Annotated in this window: 15 protein-coding genes; 10 read left to right on the forward strand and 5 right to left on the reverse strand. The window is 59.5% G+C overall.

Features of this window, described 5'->3' with window-relative positions:
- Positions 1-27: 27 nt before the first annotated feature.
- The gene (locus UB90_RS21380; RefSeq protein ID WP_065324886.1) at positions 28-807 is read right to left on the reverse strand and encodes a heme-dependent oxidative N-demethylase family protein; all 780 of its coding nucleotides are present in this window, start codon (positions 805-807) and stop codon (positions 28-30) included.
- Positions 808-988: 181 nt separating this feature from the next.
- Between UB90_RS21380 and dddP the strand changes: the two genes are divergently transcribed.
- Positions 989-2332, forward strand: a complete 1344-nt coding sequence (dddP, locus tag UB90_RS21385; protein WP_065324885.1) for a dimethylsulfonioproprionate lyase DddP — start codon at positions 989-991, stop codon at positions 2330-2332.
- Positions 2333-2342: 10 nt separating this feature from the next.
- Here dddP and UB90_RS21390 read toward each other — a convergent pair whose 3' ends face one another.
- Positions 2343-3251, reverse strand: a complete 909-nt coding sequence (locus UB90_RS21390) for an endonuclease/exonuclease/phosphatase family protein (RefSeq protein ID WP_227512175.1) — start codon at positions 3249-3251, stop codon at positions 2343-2345.
- On the reverse strand, positions 3248-3808 hold the full coding sequence (locus UB90_RS21395; RefSeq protein ID WP_065324883.1) for an NUDIX hydrolase: 561 nt from the start codon (positions 3806-3808) through the stop codon (positions 3248-3250). Before UB90_RS21395 ends, UB90_RS21390 begins: the two co-directional genes overlap by 4 nt.
- A gap of 114 nt (positions 3809-3922) precedes the next feature.
- Here UB90_RS21395 and UB90_RS21400 point away from each other — a divergent pair, with 114 nt between their 5' ends.
- The 3 genes from UB90_RS21400 (at position 3923) to purB (ending at position 6941) form a co-directional block, all read left to right on the forward strand.
- On the forward strand, positions 3923-5194 hold the full coding sequence (locus tag UB90_RS21400; protein ID WP_065324882.1) for a bifunctional alpha/beta hydrolase/OsmC family protein: 1272 nt from the start codon (positions 3923-3925) through the stop codon (positions 5192-5194).
- Between the two features lie 68 nt (positions 5195-5262).
- Positions 5263-5523: a DUF6455 family protein gene (locus UB90_RS21405; RefSeq protein ID WP_065324881.1), complete on the forward strand. Its 261-nt coding sequence runs from the start codon at positions 5263-5265 to the stop codon at positions 5521-5523.
- Positions 5524-5636: 113 nt separating this feature from the next.
- Positions 5637-6941: an adenylosuccinate lyase gene (purB, locus tag UB90_RS21410; RefSeq protein ID WP_065324880.1), complete on the forward strand. Its 1305-nt coding sequence runs from the start codon at positions 5637-5639 to the stop codon at positions 6939-6941.
- Between the two features lie 58 nt (positions 6942-6999).
- On the opposite strand, the gene UB90_RS21415 is transcribed toward purB, so the two are convergent.
- Positions 7000-7452, reverse strand: a complete 453-nt coding sequence (locus tag UB90_RS21415) for a GNAT family N-acetyltransferase (RefSeq protein ID WP_065324879.1) — start codon at positions 7450-7452, stop codon at positions 7000-7002.
- A 176-nt stretch (positions 7453-7628) separates the two neighbouring features.
- Between UB90_RS21415 and UB90_RS21420 the strand changes: the two genes are divergently transcribed.
- From UB90_RS21420 to UB90_RS21430, 3 genes are all read left to right on the forward strand, one after another.
- A complete protein-coding gene (locus UB90_RS21420) occupies positions 7629-8174 on the forward strand; it encodes a tetratricopeptide repeat protein (protein ID WP_065324878.1) in 546 nt (181 codons plus the stop codon).
- A 78-nt stretch (positions 8175-8252) separates the two neighbouring features.
- Positions 8253-9356, forward strand: coding sequence for a flagellar motor switch protein FliG (locus UB90_RS21425; protein ID WP_009178907.1), 1104 nt, complete (start codon positions 8253-8255; stop codon positions 9354-9356).
- Between the two features lie 138 nt (positions 9357-9494).
- Positions 9495-10412, forward strand: coding sequence for a lysophospholipid acyltransferase family protein (locus UB90_RS21430; RefSeq protein ID WP_065324877.1), 918 nt, complete (start codon positions 9495-9497; stop codon positions 10410-10412).
- Positions 10413-10511: 99 nt separating this feature from the next.
- On the opposite strand, the gene UB90_RS21435 is transcribed toward UB90_RS21430, so the two are convergent.
- On the reverse strand, positions 10512-11219 hold the full coding sequence (locus tag UB90_RS21435; RefSeq protein ID WP_065324876.1) for a DUF1223 domain-containing protein: 708 nt from the start codon (positions 11217-11219) through the stop codon (positions 10512-10514).
- 219 nt (positions 11220-11438) lie between these two features.
- On the opposite strand from UB90_RS21435, the gene acnA reads away from it, so the two are divergent.
- The 3 genes from acnA to UB90_RS21450 all read left to right on the forward strand — a co-directional run bounded on the left by acnA (position 11439) and on the right by UB90_RS21450 (position 15458).
- Entirely contained in the window at positions 11439-14186 is a 2748-nt protein-coding gene (acnA, locus tag UB90_RS21440; RefSeq protein WP_065324875.1) for an aconitate hydratase AcnA, read from the forward strand.
- A 142-nt stretch (positions 14187-14328) separates the two neighbouring features.
- The gene (locus tag UB90_RS21445) at positions 14329-14676 is read left to right on the forward strand and encodes an antibiotic biosynthesis monooxygenase (protein WP_065324874.1); all 348 of its coding nucleotides are present in this window, start codon (positions 14329-14331) and stop codon (positions 14674-14676) included.
- Positions 14677-14753: 77 nt separating this feature from the next.
- Positions 14754-15458 (forward strand): SDR family NAD(P)-dependent oxidoreductase, encoded by a 705-nt coding sequence (locus UB90_RS21450; protein WP_065324873.1) that lies wholly within the window; start codon positions 14754-14756, stop codon positions 15456-15458.
- The last annotated feature ends 2 nt before the right edge of the window (positions 15459-15460 follow it).

The following is a 15460-nucleotide window of genomic DNA, read 5'->3' on the forward strand; positions in this document are numbered from 1 at the left end:
ATGCAAAACACCCGTAACACCCTCAGGTTACGGGTGTTTTGATTCCACCTCAGAGCGTGCGCCCCATTGTGCCAGGACCTCTGCACGCGACATCACAGTTGTATGGATGGAAAAAACCACGGCGCGCGTCTCTGGTAGACGGTAAATCGCCTGCAATTCGCTGCGCATGTAATTTTGGGTTTCAGGCGTGGAAGTTGGGCGCGGATCACGCTCCAACCTTGGTTGATGCAGGCTTGGGTCCGCATACCACAGCGCGTTGAAACGCCAGAGTGGCCGCCCCACCTGCACCCCGTCAAACAACCGCTGCACGCGGCGTGCGATCCCCGCGTCATAGTCTTTGACTGGCTCATGGATCGCCAGCAGCGGTTTCATGAATTTCTCCGCCAGCGTCCAACTGGCGGGAAAACACAATACGGCCGCCGTCAGCAAATGTTCTGCGCCGTCTTCGGGCCTCTCCAAGATACAGAAATCCTGCTGCGCAATCCGGCCCAAAGTCTCCATCGGCTGGGCGCGATTGATCGCAACCTTCACACCATCTGGCCGGATGACATGGTCCGCATCAGAGCCTGCGCCATAGCGCACCGCCAGCACATGATCGAGCAACTCTTGCGCGGCGGGCGCGGCGCCTGCATCCATCGCCAATACCGCATCGGGGTGATCGCACAACAGCCGCTCCCGCTCCGCCAACTGCGCGGCAAACCCGGCGTCAAAGCGAAGCCAATCCTCCGGCTTGAGTGGCTGAATGCCGGGCAATGGGCGCGGGGCAAGCGGATTATAGGGAATGGAGGTCTGGAGAATCTCTGTCATGCGCTAGCCATAGCACCGCTGTCAAAACTGTGCACGACTGTACAGTTTCCGAGCGCATCCGCTGTATCAAACACGCCAGTCCCGCGAATTCGGCCAAAACGGACATGCTCCGGGTCGCATTTGGAAACGCCACGCCGCGCAAGCCCCGGCAGGCTGAGGTCAAAGAGCCAGGGAGGCGAAGATGAACGAACACTTCCGTGATCGTCGAAAGATCGACCCCAGCCGTGGGTCCGTGTTGGGCGATGGCAGCGCCAATGACAATGACCGGATCGAAATTGGCCCCACACAGTTGGCGTTTTCGGAATGGGCCGCTGCGGGGCTGGAGCTGCCCAATCTGGAAGCCATGCGCCACTACCGCTGGCAGCGGCTGACACAGGCGATTGTGGAGCGCGGCTACGGCGGTCTGCTGATGTTTGACCCGCTCAACATCCGCTACGCCACCGACAGCACCAATATGCAGCTGTGGAACACCCATAACCCATTTCGTGCGCTGCTACTGTGCGCGGATGGCTACATGGCGATCTGGGACTATAAGAACTCGCCGTTCCTGTCGACGTTCAACCCCTTGGTGCGCGAACAGCGTTCCGGCGCGGATCTGTTCTACTTTGACCGCGGCGACAAGGTTGATGTGGCCGCCGATGCGCTCTCGAATGAGATCCGCGTGCTGATTGGCGAACACGGCGGCGGCAATATGCGTCTGGCGGTGGACAAGGTCATGCTGCACGGGCTGCGCGCACTTGAGGCGCAGGGGTTCGAGGTCATGGAAGGTGAGGAAGTCACCGAAAAGGCCCGCGCAATCAAGGGCAAAGACGAGATCCTTGCCATGCGCTGTGCGTCCCATGCCTGCGAGACCGCCGTGAAGGCGATGGAGGATTTTGCCCGCGCCAATGTGGGCGATGGCAAGACCTCGGAGGATGACATCTGGGCGGTTTTGCATGCGGAAAACATCCGCCGGGGGGGCGAATGGATCGAGACGCGGCTGCTGGCTTCAGGGCCACGCACGAACCCGTGGTTTCAGGAATGCGGCCCGCGCATCACCCAGCGCAACGAGATCATTTCCTTTGATACCGATCTGGTCGGCAGCTACGGGATTTGTGTCGATATTTCGCGCAGTTGGTGGATCGGTGATCAAAAGCCGCGCCCGGACATGATCTATGCGATGCAGCACGCGCATGAACACATCATGACCAATATGGAAATGCTGAAACCAGGCGTAATGATCCCGGAGCTCACGGCAGGCACCCATGTGTTGGATGCGAAATATCAGGCGCAGAAATACGGCTGCCTGATGCATGGTGTGGGGCTGTGTGACGAATGGCCCTTGGTGGCTTACCCGGATCAAGCGGTGGTAGGTGCGTTTGACTATCCGCTAGAGCCGGGGATGGTGCTCTGCGTGGAGGCATTGGTGGGCGAGGTCGGCGGCGATTTCTCTATCAAGCTCGAAGATCAGGTTCTGATCACCGAGGATGGATATGAGAACCTGACCACCTACCCCTTTGATCCCGCGCTCATGGGGCAGATATAATGTCTGCGCCTCACTGCGGCGCGTCTGGCCATGGCAGATGGGCCAGAACCCCGTGATGGTCAGAGGCGAGTTTCGGCTGTATCTCGATCTCGCCTTTGCCTCCCGGGGCCAGTACATGGTCAATGCCGATGGGGTAACCCAGCGGCGGCAGATCAAACGTCGCCGCAAAGGGGCCGACCCGCGCCATGCCGCCTGCCGCGCCGATCTGCGCCACCGCAGTGGACCAGCCCACGGCGTTGAAATCCCCGGCGAGGATCACCGGCCCGTCTAGGGTCTCCAGCCGCTTTACCACCCTGTCCACATGCTCGGCCTGCTCATGCGGCCATGGCCACGGCAGATGCAGCGCCGCCACCCAGAACCGCCCTGTTGGCCCCTCGACCTCCATCGCGGCCAGCCCGAGGTCCTCTGCACAGGCGAGCCTGTTGGTCGCCGTGACGCCGCGCGCCAGCACCGCGACACCTCCGACCCGGCGAAACGGGCAGAACTGCTGTACCGGATAGTCGGTTCGCAAATCACCAAGGATCGGCATATTTTCGCGAGAGATTTCCTCCAGCGTGACGATATCCGCGCCCGAGGTGCGAATGGCCTCCATCAGGCTCTCGTTGCCGTCATTCCGCCACAGCATGTTTTTCTGATAGAGGGTCAATTGTTGCGCGGTCGGGTTCTCTGCTGTGGGAGAATGGTTCAGCCAATTGACCAGCATCACCCCTGTCGCCACCGCCCCCAGCAAGGCCGCGCGCGCATCGCGGCGCAGGATAAAGGCACAGATCATCGCAAGCCCGGCAAAGGGTACGCGAAAGACCGCAAGGCTATCGCCAAGCGGATGCAACTCGCCCAGAAATCCGCCCGCCAGAGAGAGGCTGCTGAGGATCAACAGCGCCCAAGTCCCGACGCGGCACAGTTTCAATACGGCTTTCACAGGTCCAGCCGCTCCCGCCAGAGCGGCCATTTGCGCGCCAAAACCGCAACGCTTTCGGCCTCCTCGCCCAGCTGGTCCAGTGGCACCCAAGCCAGCGCATGAGATTCCTCGCTCACCAAAGGCTCCCCCGCCTCCGCCACAAAAAGATAGCGCACATCGTAATGCAGATGTGCCGGTTCTTTGGCCGAGGCCGGGATCTCATGCACATCGACGTCAAAGACCTCGGGCGTCAGCAGCCGAATGTGGGACAGTCCGCTTTCTTCATAGGCCTCTTTGGTGGCGTTGAAACAGGCATCCTGAATACCATCGCAGTGCCCACCCAATTGCAGCCAGCGGTCAAGTTTCGCGTGATGGGTCAACAACACCGACGTAAGGTCCGGCGACAGCACGAAGGCAGATGCGGTGACATGGCCAACCTGCGGGTCGCGCTCAAACGCGCGGGGTTCATTTGCGCAGAACCTCACGAGGCGCGCCCACATGTCCCGGTCGCGCGCATCCAAGGGCGTAAACCGTCCAATGCCGGCAATCGCTTGGCCTGACACATCATGCACATTCATTTGACGCTCCTTCACCTTCCCGTGACGGTTGTGACAGCCGCCTTGCCGTAACCCTGACGTCGGCGCACCTTAGGAAAGCCGACCCATAAAAGCCAAGCCCCGAAAGCCACGCCCATGCCCACCGAACGCATCAGTTTCACCGGCCACGCCGGACATGACCTTGCCGCGCGCCTCGACCTGCCCGAGGGGCCGGTGCTGGCCACCGCCCTTTTTGCCCATTGCTTCACCTGTTCCAAGGACATCCCCGCCGCCCGGCGGATTGCCGCGCGACTGTCGGCCATGGGGATCGCAGTGTTGCGGTTCGATTTCACGGGCCTTGGTCATTCCGGGGGAGAGTTTGCCAATACCAGCTTTACCTCCAATGTTGCGGATCTGATCGCGGCGGCGCGCTATCTGGCCAGCCGCAACATGGCGCCCGACATGCTGATCGGTCACTCGCTGGGGGGAGCCGCAGTCTTGCGGGCACGCGCAGGCATCCCATCGGTCAAGAGCGTGGTGACGCTGGGCGCCCCCTTTGATCCGGGTCATGTGGCGCATCACTTCGAAGACGCGCTTGAGGCGATCAATCGCGACGGGCAGGCAGAGGTGAACCTCGGCGGGCGTCCTTTTGTGATCGGTAAGGAGTTTGTCGATGACATCCGCCAGACAGAGCTTGGCGAAGCGGTGGCAGACCTTGGGGCCGCACTGCTGGTGATGCATGCGCCACGCGATGCCACCGTTGGCATCGACAATGCCGCCGAGATCTTTCAGGCCGCGCGCCACCCCAAGAGCTTTGTCACCTTGGATGACGCCGACCATCTGATCACCGATCCTTGCGATGCGGAATATGCCGCAGACATGATCGCCACATGGGCCACGCGCTATGTGGATATGAAGCCCCCAGCACCCCCGCCCGGCGCACCCGAAGGCGTCATCCGCGTCACCGAGGCCGACCCGGAGGGGTTCTTGCAGGATGTGCAAAACGGCCCCTACCATCATGTGTTGGCAGATGAGCCCGAAGCCTATGGCGGCACCAATCGCGGACTGTCGCCTTATGGGTTTGTGGCGGCGGGGCTTGGGGCCTGTACGTCGATGACGCTGAGGATGTATGCACGGCGCAAGGGCTGGCTGCTGGAAGGGATCAGCGTTGAGGTCTGTCACGACAAGGTCCACGCGCAGGACGCGATCCCTTCTGGTCCTGCCAAGATCGACCGGTTTATGCGGGTGATCCATTTGCAGGGCGATCTGGATCAGGAGCAACGCGCCAAACTGTTGGAGATTGCCGACAAATGCCCGGTGCATCGCACCCTTGAACAAAGCTCTCGGGTCGAGACACGGCTGGAAGATGCGCCAAAGCTCCCCGATATGTCTCAGGAAGGTCAGGACATCGACGCCGCAGCCATTTGATCGACATCAAGGCGCGGCGCGCGTTCCTCATTAGGGTTGCCACAGCCAGCAACAGGAGGATGCCCACCATGGGACTGATGCGCAAGCTGAGTGACAGCGCCGATCTCGTCAATGGAATGAGCCAGCGGCTCGGCATAGATCAGGCCGCGCGTCTGGCGCGTGACCCCGAAGGCGAGGCGCGCCGCCTGATGCAGATGGTGTCGCGCTGCGCAAGCTGCCTCGCGCAGGGGGCTTGCGGTGATCTTCAGGCCCGCCATGACCAACTGGCGACCTGTCCGGTCTATTGCGAGAACAAAGCCTGCTTTGACGGACTCACACCACGCCTCTGACGGGGATTTTGGACAGCGGTGCCGCGCTGCGGCGGCGCGGCGCTTGCCGCCGGGGCATCGCTCGTCTATGAGAGCGCCATCTCTTCCACCGTCTTTGAAAGGTGCTGCTGCCTATGATCCCCCGCTACGCCCGCCCCGATATGGTTGCCGTCTGGTCTCCCGAGACCAAGTTCCGCATCTGGTACGAGATTGAGGCGCACGCCTGCGACGCCATGGCGAACCTCGGCGTGATCCCGCGCGAAAACGCGGAGGCGGTCTGGAAAGCCAAGGACGTCGAGTTTGACGTCGCCCGCATCGACGAGATCGAAGCCGTTACCAAACATGACGTCATCGCCTTTCTGACCCATCTGGCAGAGCATGTCGGATCGGAAGAAGCGCGTTTTGTGCATCAGGGCATGACCTCCTCGGATGTGCTTGATACCTGCTTCAATGTGCAGCTGACGCGCGCTGCGGACCTGTTGATGGTCGGCATGGACAAGCTCTTGGAGGCGCTGAAGAAACGCGCGCTGGAACACAAGGACACCGTGCGCGTTGGCCGCAGCCACGGCATCCACGCCGAACCCACCACCATGGGTCTGACCTTTGCGCGTTTCTATGCGGAAATGGACCGCAACAAGAAACGCCTGATCGCCGCACGCGAGGAAATTGCCACCGGTGCGATCTCCGGCGCTGTGGGCACCTTTGCCAATATCGATCCGCGCGTCGAAGAACACGTCTGCGAACAACTGGGCCTGAACCCGGAGCCGATTTCTACGCAGGTGATCCCGCGCGACCGCCACGCCATGTTCTTTGCCACTCTCGGCGTGATTGCCTCCTCGATTGAAAACATCGCGATCGAGATCCGCCACATGCAGCGGACTGAGGTGCTCGAAGGGGCCGAGTTCTTCTCCATGGGCCAAAAGGGCTCCTCGGCGATGCCGCACAAGAAGAACCCGGTTCTTACCGAAAACCTCACCGGTCTCGCCCGTCTGGTGCGCATGTCGGTGATCCCGGCGATGGAAAACGTGGCGCTCTGGCACGAGCGTGACATCTCGCATTCCTCGGTGGAGCGCGGCATCGGCCCTGACGCCACCGTGACGCTCGATTTCGCGCTGCACCGTTTGGCGGGCGTCATCGACAAGATGCTGGTATTCCCGGAAAACATGCTCGACAATATGAACAAATTCCCGGGTCTGGTGATGTCCCAGCGCGTGCTGCTGGCCCTGACACAGGCCGGTGTCAGCCGCGAGGATGCCTATTCCATGGTGCAGCGCAACGCGCTCAAGGTCTGGGAAGATCGCGTCGATTTCCGTGAGCTTCTGCTGGCCGACACTGAGGTTGTTGCCGCCTTGGGCGAGGACGGCATCAACGAGAAATTCGACATGGGCTATCACACCAAACATGTCGACACGATCTTCAAGCGGGTGTTTGGCGAATAACCCCGTCCTCCCGTGCGCATCTGAACCCCCGCCCTTACCGGCGGGGTTTTTCATTGGCTTACAGACGGCGGCGCAGGCGCGGGCCGACCTCTTCAAATCCGTTGCGCAAATAGAACTGCATCGTGCGCGCCCACTCAGGCTGCGGCGGCGCGCCGACCTCAATCCGGTGCCAACCATGGCGCGTTGCCTCCACGATTGCCGCCTCTACCAATCGCGCAGCCACCCCAAGCGAGCGCGCCTCGGGGCGTACATAAAGCTCCGTGATCTCGCCAAATTCTCCACCCGCGTAGATCGCCGCGCATTCATTTAGCACCACAACCCCAAGCGGCTGCCCCTCGGACACTGCCAGAAGCGCGAAAACCCCGTGTTTGCTCAGGACGACCTGTGCGGTCTCTTCAAGCTCACCGATAGGTGTTGCCTTGCCTCCAGAGAGTTCTTGCAGCAACGCATGAACAAGGCACGCAACGGTTTTGAAATCCTGCGGTGACGCCCGCACTATTGATAAATCCATTCAGCACTCCTCCCGGCACTATAATTTGATCAAAAATTTCCTTCTGTCGATCTTTCAGACTGCGCATGATGCCACCGTGACAATCGTCGCTGAGTTTTCACGCCATCGTGATCACTTATTTTGCGCAGCACCCGGGTTTTCGACGTAGTCATTGATAGAAACCACAGGAGGTCCTCATGCGCTTTACTGCTATTGCCCTTGCTCTCGCCCTGCCCTTTTCCATGCCGATCGCTGGGTTCGCGGCTGGCGGGGACACGACCACCCCGCCGACACCCTCAGAAACCACAAAGAAATGCTGGGGCAAGCGGGTTTGGGACGATGAGGCCAAGAAATGCGTGAAACCCGAAGAATCATCCCTGAACGGTCAGCAACTTCTGGAGACCGCGCGCGAGCTGGCCTATCTCGACCGCTTTGAGGACGCACAGGCGGTACTGGCCGCCCACCCAGAGCAGACGGATAGCCGCGTCCTGACCTATTGGGGGTTCACAAATCGCAAATTGGGTCGCAGTGACCTTGCTTCGGAGTATTACACCCGCGCGATTGCGCAGGACCCCGACAATATCCTGGCCCGCAGCTATATGGCGCAAGGCTTTGTTGAGACAGGACAATATGCGCAAGCGCTGGCTCAGTGGAAAGAAATCAAGGCCCGCGGGGGCGAGGGAACATGGGCTGAGACCTCGCTGAGACAAGCAATTCAAACAGGAGTCACCGTTAACTACTAAGCTTCAGGCTTTCTTTACGGCTAACGGTCTATCTTGTGATCTGACAGAAAGAGAATCTTTTCGGGTCAAGGTTCAAGAATGGAACAATCATCAGCCTTAGCGCTCCCCATGGCATCTCCGGATATGGGGCTTGGCGATTTCGCGCCAGCCGCACCGGCACCTGCTCTTTCCGGGGGTCTCCCTGGTTTGAGCGGCAAAGCCAAAGCCGCAATCGTCGTGCGCCTTCTTCTCAACGAAGGCGCAGACGTACCGCTTGAAGAATTGCCAGACGATCTGCAGCTCGAACTGACGCAGCAGATGGGCAAAATGCGTCTGGTGGATCGCCAGACGTTGCATGCGGTGGCCGCAGAATTTGCAGAACAGTTGGAAAACATTGGGCTTTCCTTCCCTAACGGTCTCGCCGGTGCGCTGACCGCGATGGAAGGTAAGATCAGCCGCCATACCCACAGCCGCCTGCGCAAAGAAGCCGGCGTGCGTCAGTTTGGCGATCCTTGGGAGCGGCTGCGCAAGCTGCCTCCGGAGGAACTCGCCGATCTGGCCAAGGCCGAAAGCACCGAGGTCGCGGCCGTGCTGCTGTCGAAGATCGACACCGCCAAGGCCGCTCAGATGCTGCAGCACCTGCCTGGCCCCCTCGCGCGCCGCATTACCTATGCGGTGAGCCAGACCAGCAATGTCACCCCCGACACGGTGGATCGCATCGGTCTGTCGCTGGCGTCTCAAATCGAGGCCCGGCCGCAGGTGGCGTTTGAGCAAACGCCCGGCCAACGTGTTGGTGCGATCCTGACACAATCCGCCGCCGCCAAACGCGAGGAGGTGCTGACCGCCCTTGATGAGGAGGATGAAGAATTTGCAACCGACGTGCGCAAATCGATCTTCACCTTCGCGCTCATCGCCCAAAAGGTCGAGGCCATGGATGTGCCGAAACTGGTGCGCGCGCTGGGACCGCAGGAATTGACCACCGCCATCGCCTTTGCCACCGAAGAAGACGATGTGGCCTCCGTCACCTTCCTGTTGGAAAACATGTCGACCCGCATGGCCAACAACCTGCGCGAAGAAGCAAATCAGCTGGGCCGCGTGAAACGCGCCGATGGCGAGGCTGCCTTTGGCCTCATCGTCAACCTGCTGCGCGAGATGGTCGTCAACGGCGATATCGAACTGAAGTCGGACGAAGAAGAAGAGTAATCTGTCTGTTCCCTCGGTCGGATTACCTGAAACCCGCGCCCCCTTGGTGCGGGTTTCTCATTTGCGGTTTCTTGTGCATCCAGTCTGAGGCCACTATGATCCGGCGTTGCGATATCGCCAGCAGGAGCACCAATCCCCATGCCTGTAGCTCAGTCAGAGCTGACTTTTTCCCAGCGTGCAAAGTACTTTGCCAGTAATGTGGTGTTGCGCGGGCTGATCGGCACGCTCAAGCTCATCCCCTATCGCTGGCGGGTGCCCGCCATGGGCTGGACCCTGCGCAAACTTGCACCATTGGTGGGGTTTCACAAACGGGTGCGCCGCAATCTGCAATACACCCGCCCCGATCTGAGCAGCCAGGAGGTTGACCGTCTCTGCCATGAGGTCGCGGACAATGTCGGGCGCACATTGGCCGAGCTATATGCAGGGGTCCCATTTTGGGAGCGGGCAAAGGCCGCTGACATCAGCGGACCCGGCCTTGCTGCGCTCGAAACTGCCCGTGCTGAGGGGCGTCCGGTGGTTCTGGTCACCGGTCATTTTGGCAATTATGACGCCGCGCGTTCAAAGCTGGTGCAGATGGGATTCAACATGGGGTCGCTCTATCGCCGCATGGCCAACCCCTATTTCAATGACCATTACGTCAAAGCGATTTCCGCCACCGGTAAGCCGATGTTTGAGCAGGGAAAACGCGGCATGGTCGAGATGGTGCGGCACCTGAAAGCGGGCGGAAACATTGCCATTGTCGCCGATATGCACGCGATGGGCGGACAATATCTGCCATTTTTCGGCCGCCCCGCGCTGACCTCCACAGTTCCTGCGGAGTTGGCGCTGAAATACAAGGCTGCCTTTATCCCGATCTATGGCATCCGCCGCGAGAACGGGATGGATTTCGATGTGGTTGTGGCCGAAGAAATCGCACATTCCGACCCCATCACAATGACGCAAGCCGTCTGCGACGATCTGGAACGGCGCATTCGCGATCATATGGGGCAGTGGTTCTGGCTACATCGGCGCTGGAAACCCATGCATGATACGCCCCACCCTGACTATCAGGACTAAACCAGCCAAAAGCATTCCGCGACAGAGTAAGCCAGTTTCGCGCGGCTCGGGTTTTCAGGAAACAACCGGGCAGCGCCGATCGCGTGAACGCGACAGGCGTTAATCGGCCCGCGCTGCGGCAAGGATCGGGCCAAAGGGCCATTCCTGAACCAAGACCGCTGCTGGCAGATCTCCGGGCAATGCGACGGACAACTCCAGTGGCTCGGCTCCGGTCCAATCCGTAAGGACCTGCACGCTCTCTACGATATTGGCATAATCAACCGTGTTACCTGCCAATTCCCCCCGTTTGATCTCAACCCGCTTGAGCGGCATGTAGCGCACCAACTGCACCCGAAACTGCCCGCTCATCCCATCAGGAAGTTCTGGCGCGCGCACAGCCAGTGTTTCGGAGTCGCGTGCGACCGTCAGGTGCATCTTGGGTTTCTGACCCACATAACTGCCCAGCACCTCGGAGACCTCCATCACGTCGGCCCCAACAACATCTTCGCGCCCCATAACAATCATTTGTGGCGTGTAGATCATGTTGCGCCCCCCCACCTGCGCATAGCCACGCTGACGGTCGGTGTGGGCCGGGTCTGCAAAAACATCGGCCCAGCCGATATAGTCCCAGTAGTCCACATGAAACGCCAAGGGCAGAATGTCCTCACGTTCAGACAGGCGTTTGACCAATTCATCCGCAGGCGGACAGGAGGAACAACCCTGCGAGGTAAAGAGTTCTACCACCACAGGCGTCGGTTCTGCAGCCACGGGACTGGAAACTGCGCAAATTGCAGAGAAAATCAGAGAGGAAAGCGAAATAAGCCGCATGAGTCGCCCATCAGATTGTTAGGGTTACGGGTGTACGCCCGGACCGCCTCAATGGCCAATCAATCATTCTTGAAAGAGGTGTCACCAAATCCAATACCCTATTGTATACCGAGGTATGCAACACTATATCCACTTATGTCATCACTATTGAACGACATGTCTGCATGATGCAGACAAGCAGCAGCGAAGTCCCTAATTGCACTCACGAGGGAGGCCAACATGCCCATCACCGTCGGACAGGACACAGCCAAGACACGCAAAACGCTGAGCGTGAAAGGAAAATCCATTTCATACTACTCCATCCCGGCAGCAACAGATGCGGGATATGGTGATTTTACCAAACTGCCCGCAGCACTGAAGGTGGTGCTGGAAAACCTGCTTCGATTTGAAGACGGCGGTTTTTCCGTCTCCACCGATGACATCAAGGCCTTTGGTGAGTGGGCGAAAAACGGCGGTAAGAACCCGCGCGAGATCGCTTATCGCCCGGCCCGTGTGTTGATGCAGGATTTCACCGGCGTCCCTGCGGTGGTCGACCTGGCCGCGATGCGCGACGGGATCAAAAACCTCGGCGGTGATGCCAATAAAATCAACCCCTTGGTGCCCGTTGATCTGGTGATCGACCACTCGGTGATGATCGACGAATTCGGCAATCCGCGCGCCTTCCAGATGAACGTGGACCGCGAATATGAGCGCAATATGGAGCGCTACCAGTTCCTGAAATGGGGCCAAGGTGCATTCAACAACTTCCGCGTGGTGCCACCCGGCACCGGCATCTGCCATCAGGTGAACCTTGAATACCTGGCCCAGACCGTGTGGTCCGATGTGGATCAAAACGGCGAGGAAGTGGCGTATCCGGATACTTTGGTGGGCACAGACAGCCACACCACCATGGTCAATGGTGCTGCTGTGCTTGGCTGGGGCGTGGGCGGTATCGAGGCCGAGGCCGCCATGCTTGGCCAGCCGATTTCCATGCTGATTCCCGAGGTTGTTGGTTTTGAGCTGACCGGCGAGATGGTCGAAGGCACCACCGGCACAGACCTTGTGCTGAAAGTGGTTGAGATGCTGCGCGAGCTGGGCGTGGTGGGTAAATTCGTCGAATTCTACGGCTCGGGTCTCGACAATCTGCCGCTGGCGGATCGCGCGACCATTGCCAATATGGCTCCCGAGTATGGTGCAACTTGCGGCTTCTTCCCGATCGACAATGAGACCATTCGCTACCTGCGCAACACCGGCCGCGACGAGGACCGCATCGCGCTGGTCGAGGCCTATGCCAAGGAAAACGGTTTCTGGCGCGATGAAAACTATGAGCCGATTTATACCGACACGCTGAGCCTCGACATGGGCACCATCGTGCCTGCGATCTCTGGCCCGAAACGTCCGCAGGATTATGTCGCACTTGATGCGGCAGCGGGGGCCTTCAAAAAAGTGGTTTCGGATTATCGCGGCGTTGATGCCTCGGCGGATGCCGTTGACATGGCATCTGAGGGCCCTGCCCCGACCGCGCCGATTGATCCCTGCAAGTCCCACCCCGTTAAGGGCGAAGAATTCGCGCTGCGTGACGGCTCGGTTGTGATCGCCTCGATCACCTCCTGCACCAACACCTCGAACCCCTATGTGATGATCGGTGCCGGTCTGGTGGCGAAAAAAGCGCATGAGCTGGGCCTCAACCGCAAACCTTGGGTCAAAACATCGCTGGCACCGGGCTCGCAGGTGGTCTCTCACTATCTGGAGGCCGCAGGGCTGCAAAAGCATCTGGATGCGATCGGGTTCAACCTGGTGGGCTATGGCTGCACCACCTGTATCGGCAACTCCGGCCCGATCCAGAAAGAGTTCTCCGAGGCAATTGCCGAGGGCGATCTGGTCGCAACCTCGGTATTGTCCGGCAACCGCAACTTTGAGGGTCGCATCAGCCCGGATGTGCGCGCCAACTACCTCGCCTCGCCGCCGCTGGTGGTCGCCTATGCGCTGGCGGGCGACATGAATGTCGATCTTGCGCGTGATCCGCTGGGACAGGACAAGGACGGCAATGACGTCTACCTGAAGGACATCTGGCCCACCCAGAAGGAGATCGCCGATCTGGTCGAAGCCACCGTAACCCGCGAGGCGTTCCAATCCAAATACGCCGATGTCTTCAAGGGCGACGAGAAATGGCAGAGCGTGGAGACCACCGAGGCCGAAACCTACGACTGGCCCGCCGCCTCGACCTATATCCAAAACCCACCCTATTTTCAGGGCATGGGCACGGAGCCGGGCACCATTCAGGACGTCGTCGGTGCCAAGCCCCTGTTGATCCTTGGCGATATGGTCACCACCGACCACATCTCTCCGGCGGGCTCGTTTGCGACCACCACACCGGCGGGCAAATACCTGCTGGACCGTCAGGTGCAGCCGCGCGAGTTCAACTCCTATGGCTCGCGTCGCGGCAACCACGAAATCATGATGCGCGGCACTTTTGCCAATATCCGCATCAAGAACGAGATGCTCGACGGTGTTGAGGGCGGCTATACCAAAGGTCCCGATGGTGCGCAGACCTCGGTCTATGAGGCATCGATGGCGCATCAGGACGCGGGCACCCCGCTGGTGGTCTTTGGTGGCGAGCAATATGGCGCGGGCTCCTCACGCGATTGGGCGGCCAAGGGCACCGCGCTCTTGGGGGTTAAGGCTGTGATCGCAGAGAGCTTTGAGCGTATTCACCGTTCCAACCTCGTGGGTATGGGCGTTATTCCGTTCGAGTTCACAGGTGGTGACACACGCAAATCGCTCAAACTCACGGGCGATGAAACGGTCGATATTCGCGGTCTGGAAACGGTCAAACCATTGCAAGAGGTCGACTGCGATATCACCTATGGCGATGGCACCAAGACCACCATCACTCTTAAGTGCCGCATCGATACCGCGCCTGAAATCGAGTACATCGAGAACGGTGGCGTGCTGCATTACGTGCTGCGTAAGCTTGCAAAAAGCTGATCTACGCATCCAGACTTTGCGATATGTTGAAAGGGCGGCACAGGATGCCGCCCTTTTCCGTTATGTTTACGTTGGTAATGTAAGAATAACGAAAATTGTATTAGGATGCCGTCAGTTAAGGCGACAAAACGCGAGGCGCAAAATGATCGCTGTCTTCACCAGATATTACCCGCACCGGGAAAATTTCGACGAAGTTCTCGAACTTGCAGCCGCTCTGGCGCGCGATGAGAAGCGCCAGCGCGTGGGCTGCTTTGAAACCCGGCTGTTTTGCGACCGGGAAGGCGGTGAAATAAAATCCGTAAGCCTCTGGGAAAACAAAGAGATCTTTGACGCCTATGTGGATGTGATTATCGCGGATGGCTCCTTGATGGAGTTCCAGTCCCGCTATCTGCGTCGTGAAATCGACACCCAGTCCTATGATACGGTCGATATGGGGGTCATCGGGCAGTTGCCCCATGACACCGAACTTCAGCGCCGCTTCGGCACCTGACGCATCAACACGGTTGGCCGCTTGCATCACTGAGCGGTAGAGGGTTCACTGCGTCTATCCCAACGCAGGAGTACCTCATGACACGCACGGTCCTTATTACGGGTGGCACCTATGGCATTGGACGCGCAATTGCCGCAAAATTTGCCGCTGACCACAATGTCCTGCGTTCCTATCAAAAGACAAAGCCCTCTGACGATCTTGAGGCCCAGAGCAATGTGCTCTCTTATTCTTGTGATTTGTTGCAGGATGGCAGTGCCGAAAATCTGGTGGCCCGAGCGATGGATCATTTTGGGCGCATTGATGTCATCGTTAACAATGCCGGGCTTGTTCGTAGCACCCCAATAGAGAGCTTTAACGCCGAGGCACACCGGCAGGTGTTTGAGTTAAACGCCATCGCCCCCCAAGCGCTGTTGACGGCAGCATTGCCGCATCTGAGTGCGGGGGCTGCGATCGTCAATATCTCCTCGATGAACGCGGATCTGCCACCGCGCGGGGCGGCGACCTACGGGGCCAGCAAGGCTGCGCTCAATCTCTGGACCAAGGCGATGGCAAAAGAGCTCGGCCCGCAGGGCATCCGTGTCAATGCGGTGGCACCGGGGGCGATCAACGTCCCCGAAGCGCCCCGTTCCGACGATTTAACGCAACTGTTTGTCAAGGACACCGCCCTTGGACGCCCCGGCACGCCGGAGGACATCGCAAAGGCGGTGCGTTTTCTGGCCTCAGACGAGGCCAGCTTCATCACCGGTGAGATCCTAACTGTCGCGGGCGGTTACAGGTTGTAACC

This window comes from Tritonibacter mobilis, assembly GCF_001681715.1.
Lineage (GTDB): Bacteria > Pseudomonadota > Alphaproteobacteria > Rhodobacterales > Rhodobacteraceae > Epibacterium > Epibacterium mobile.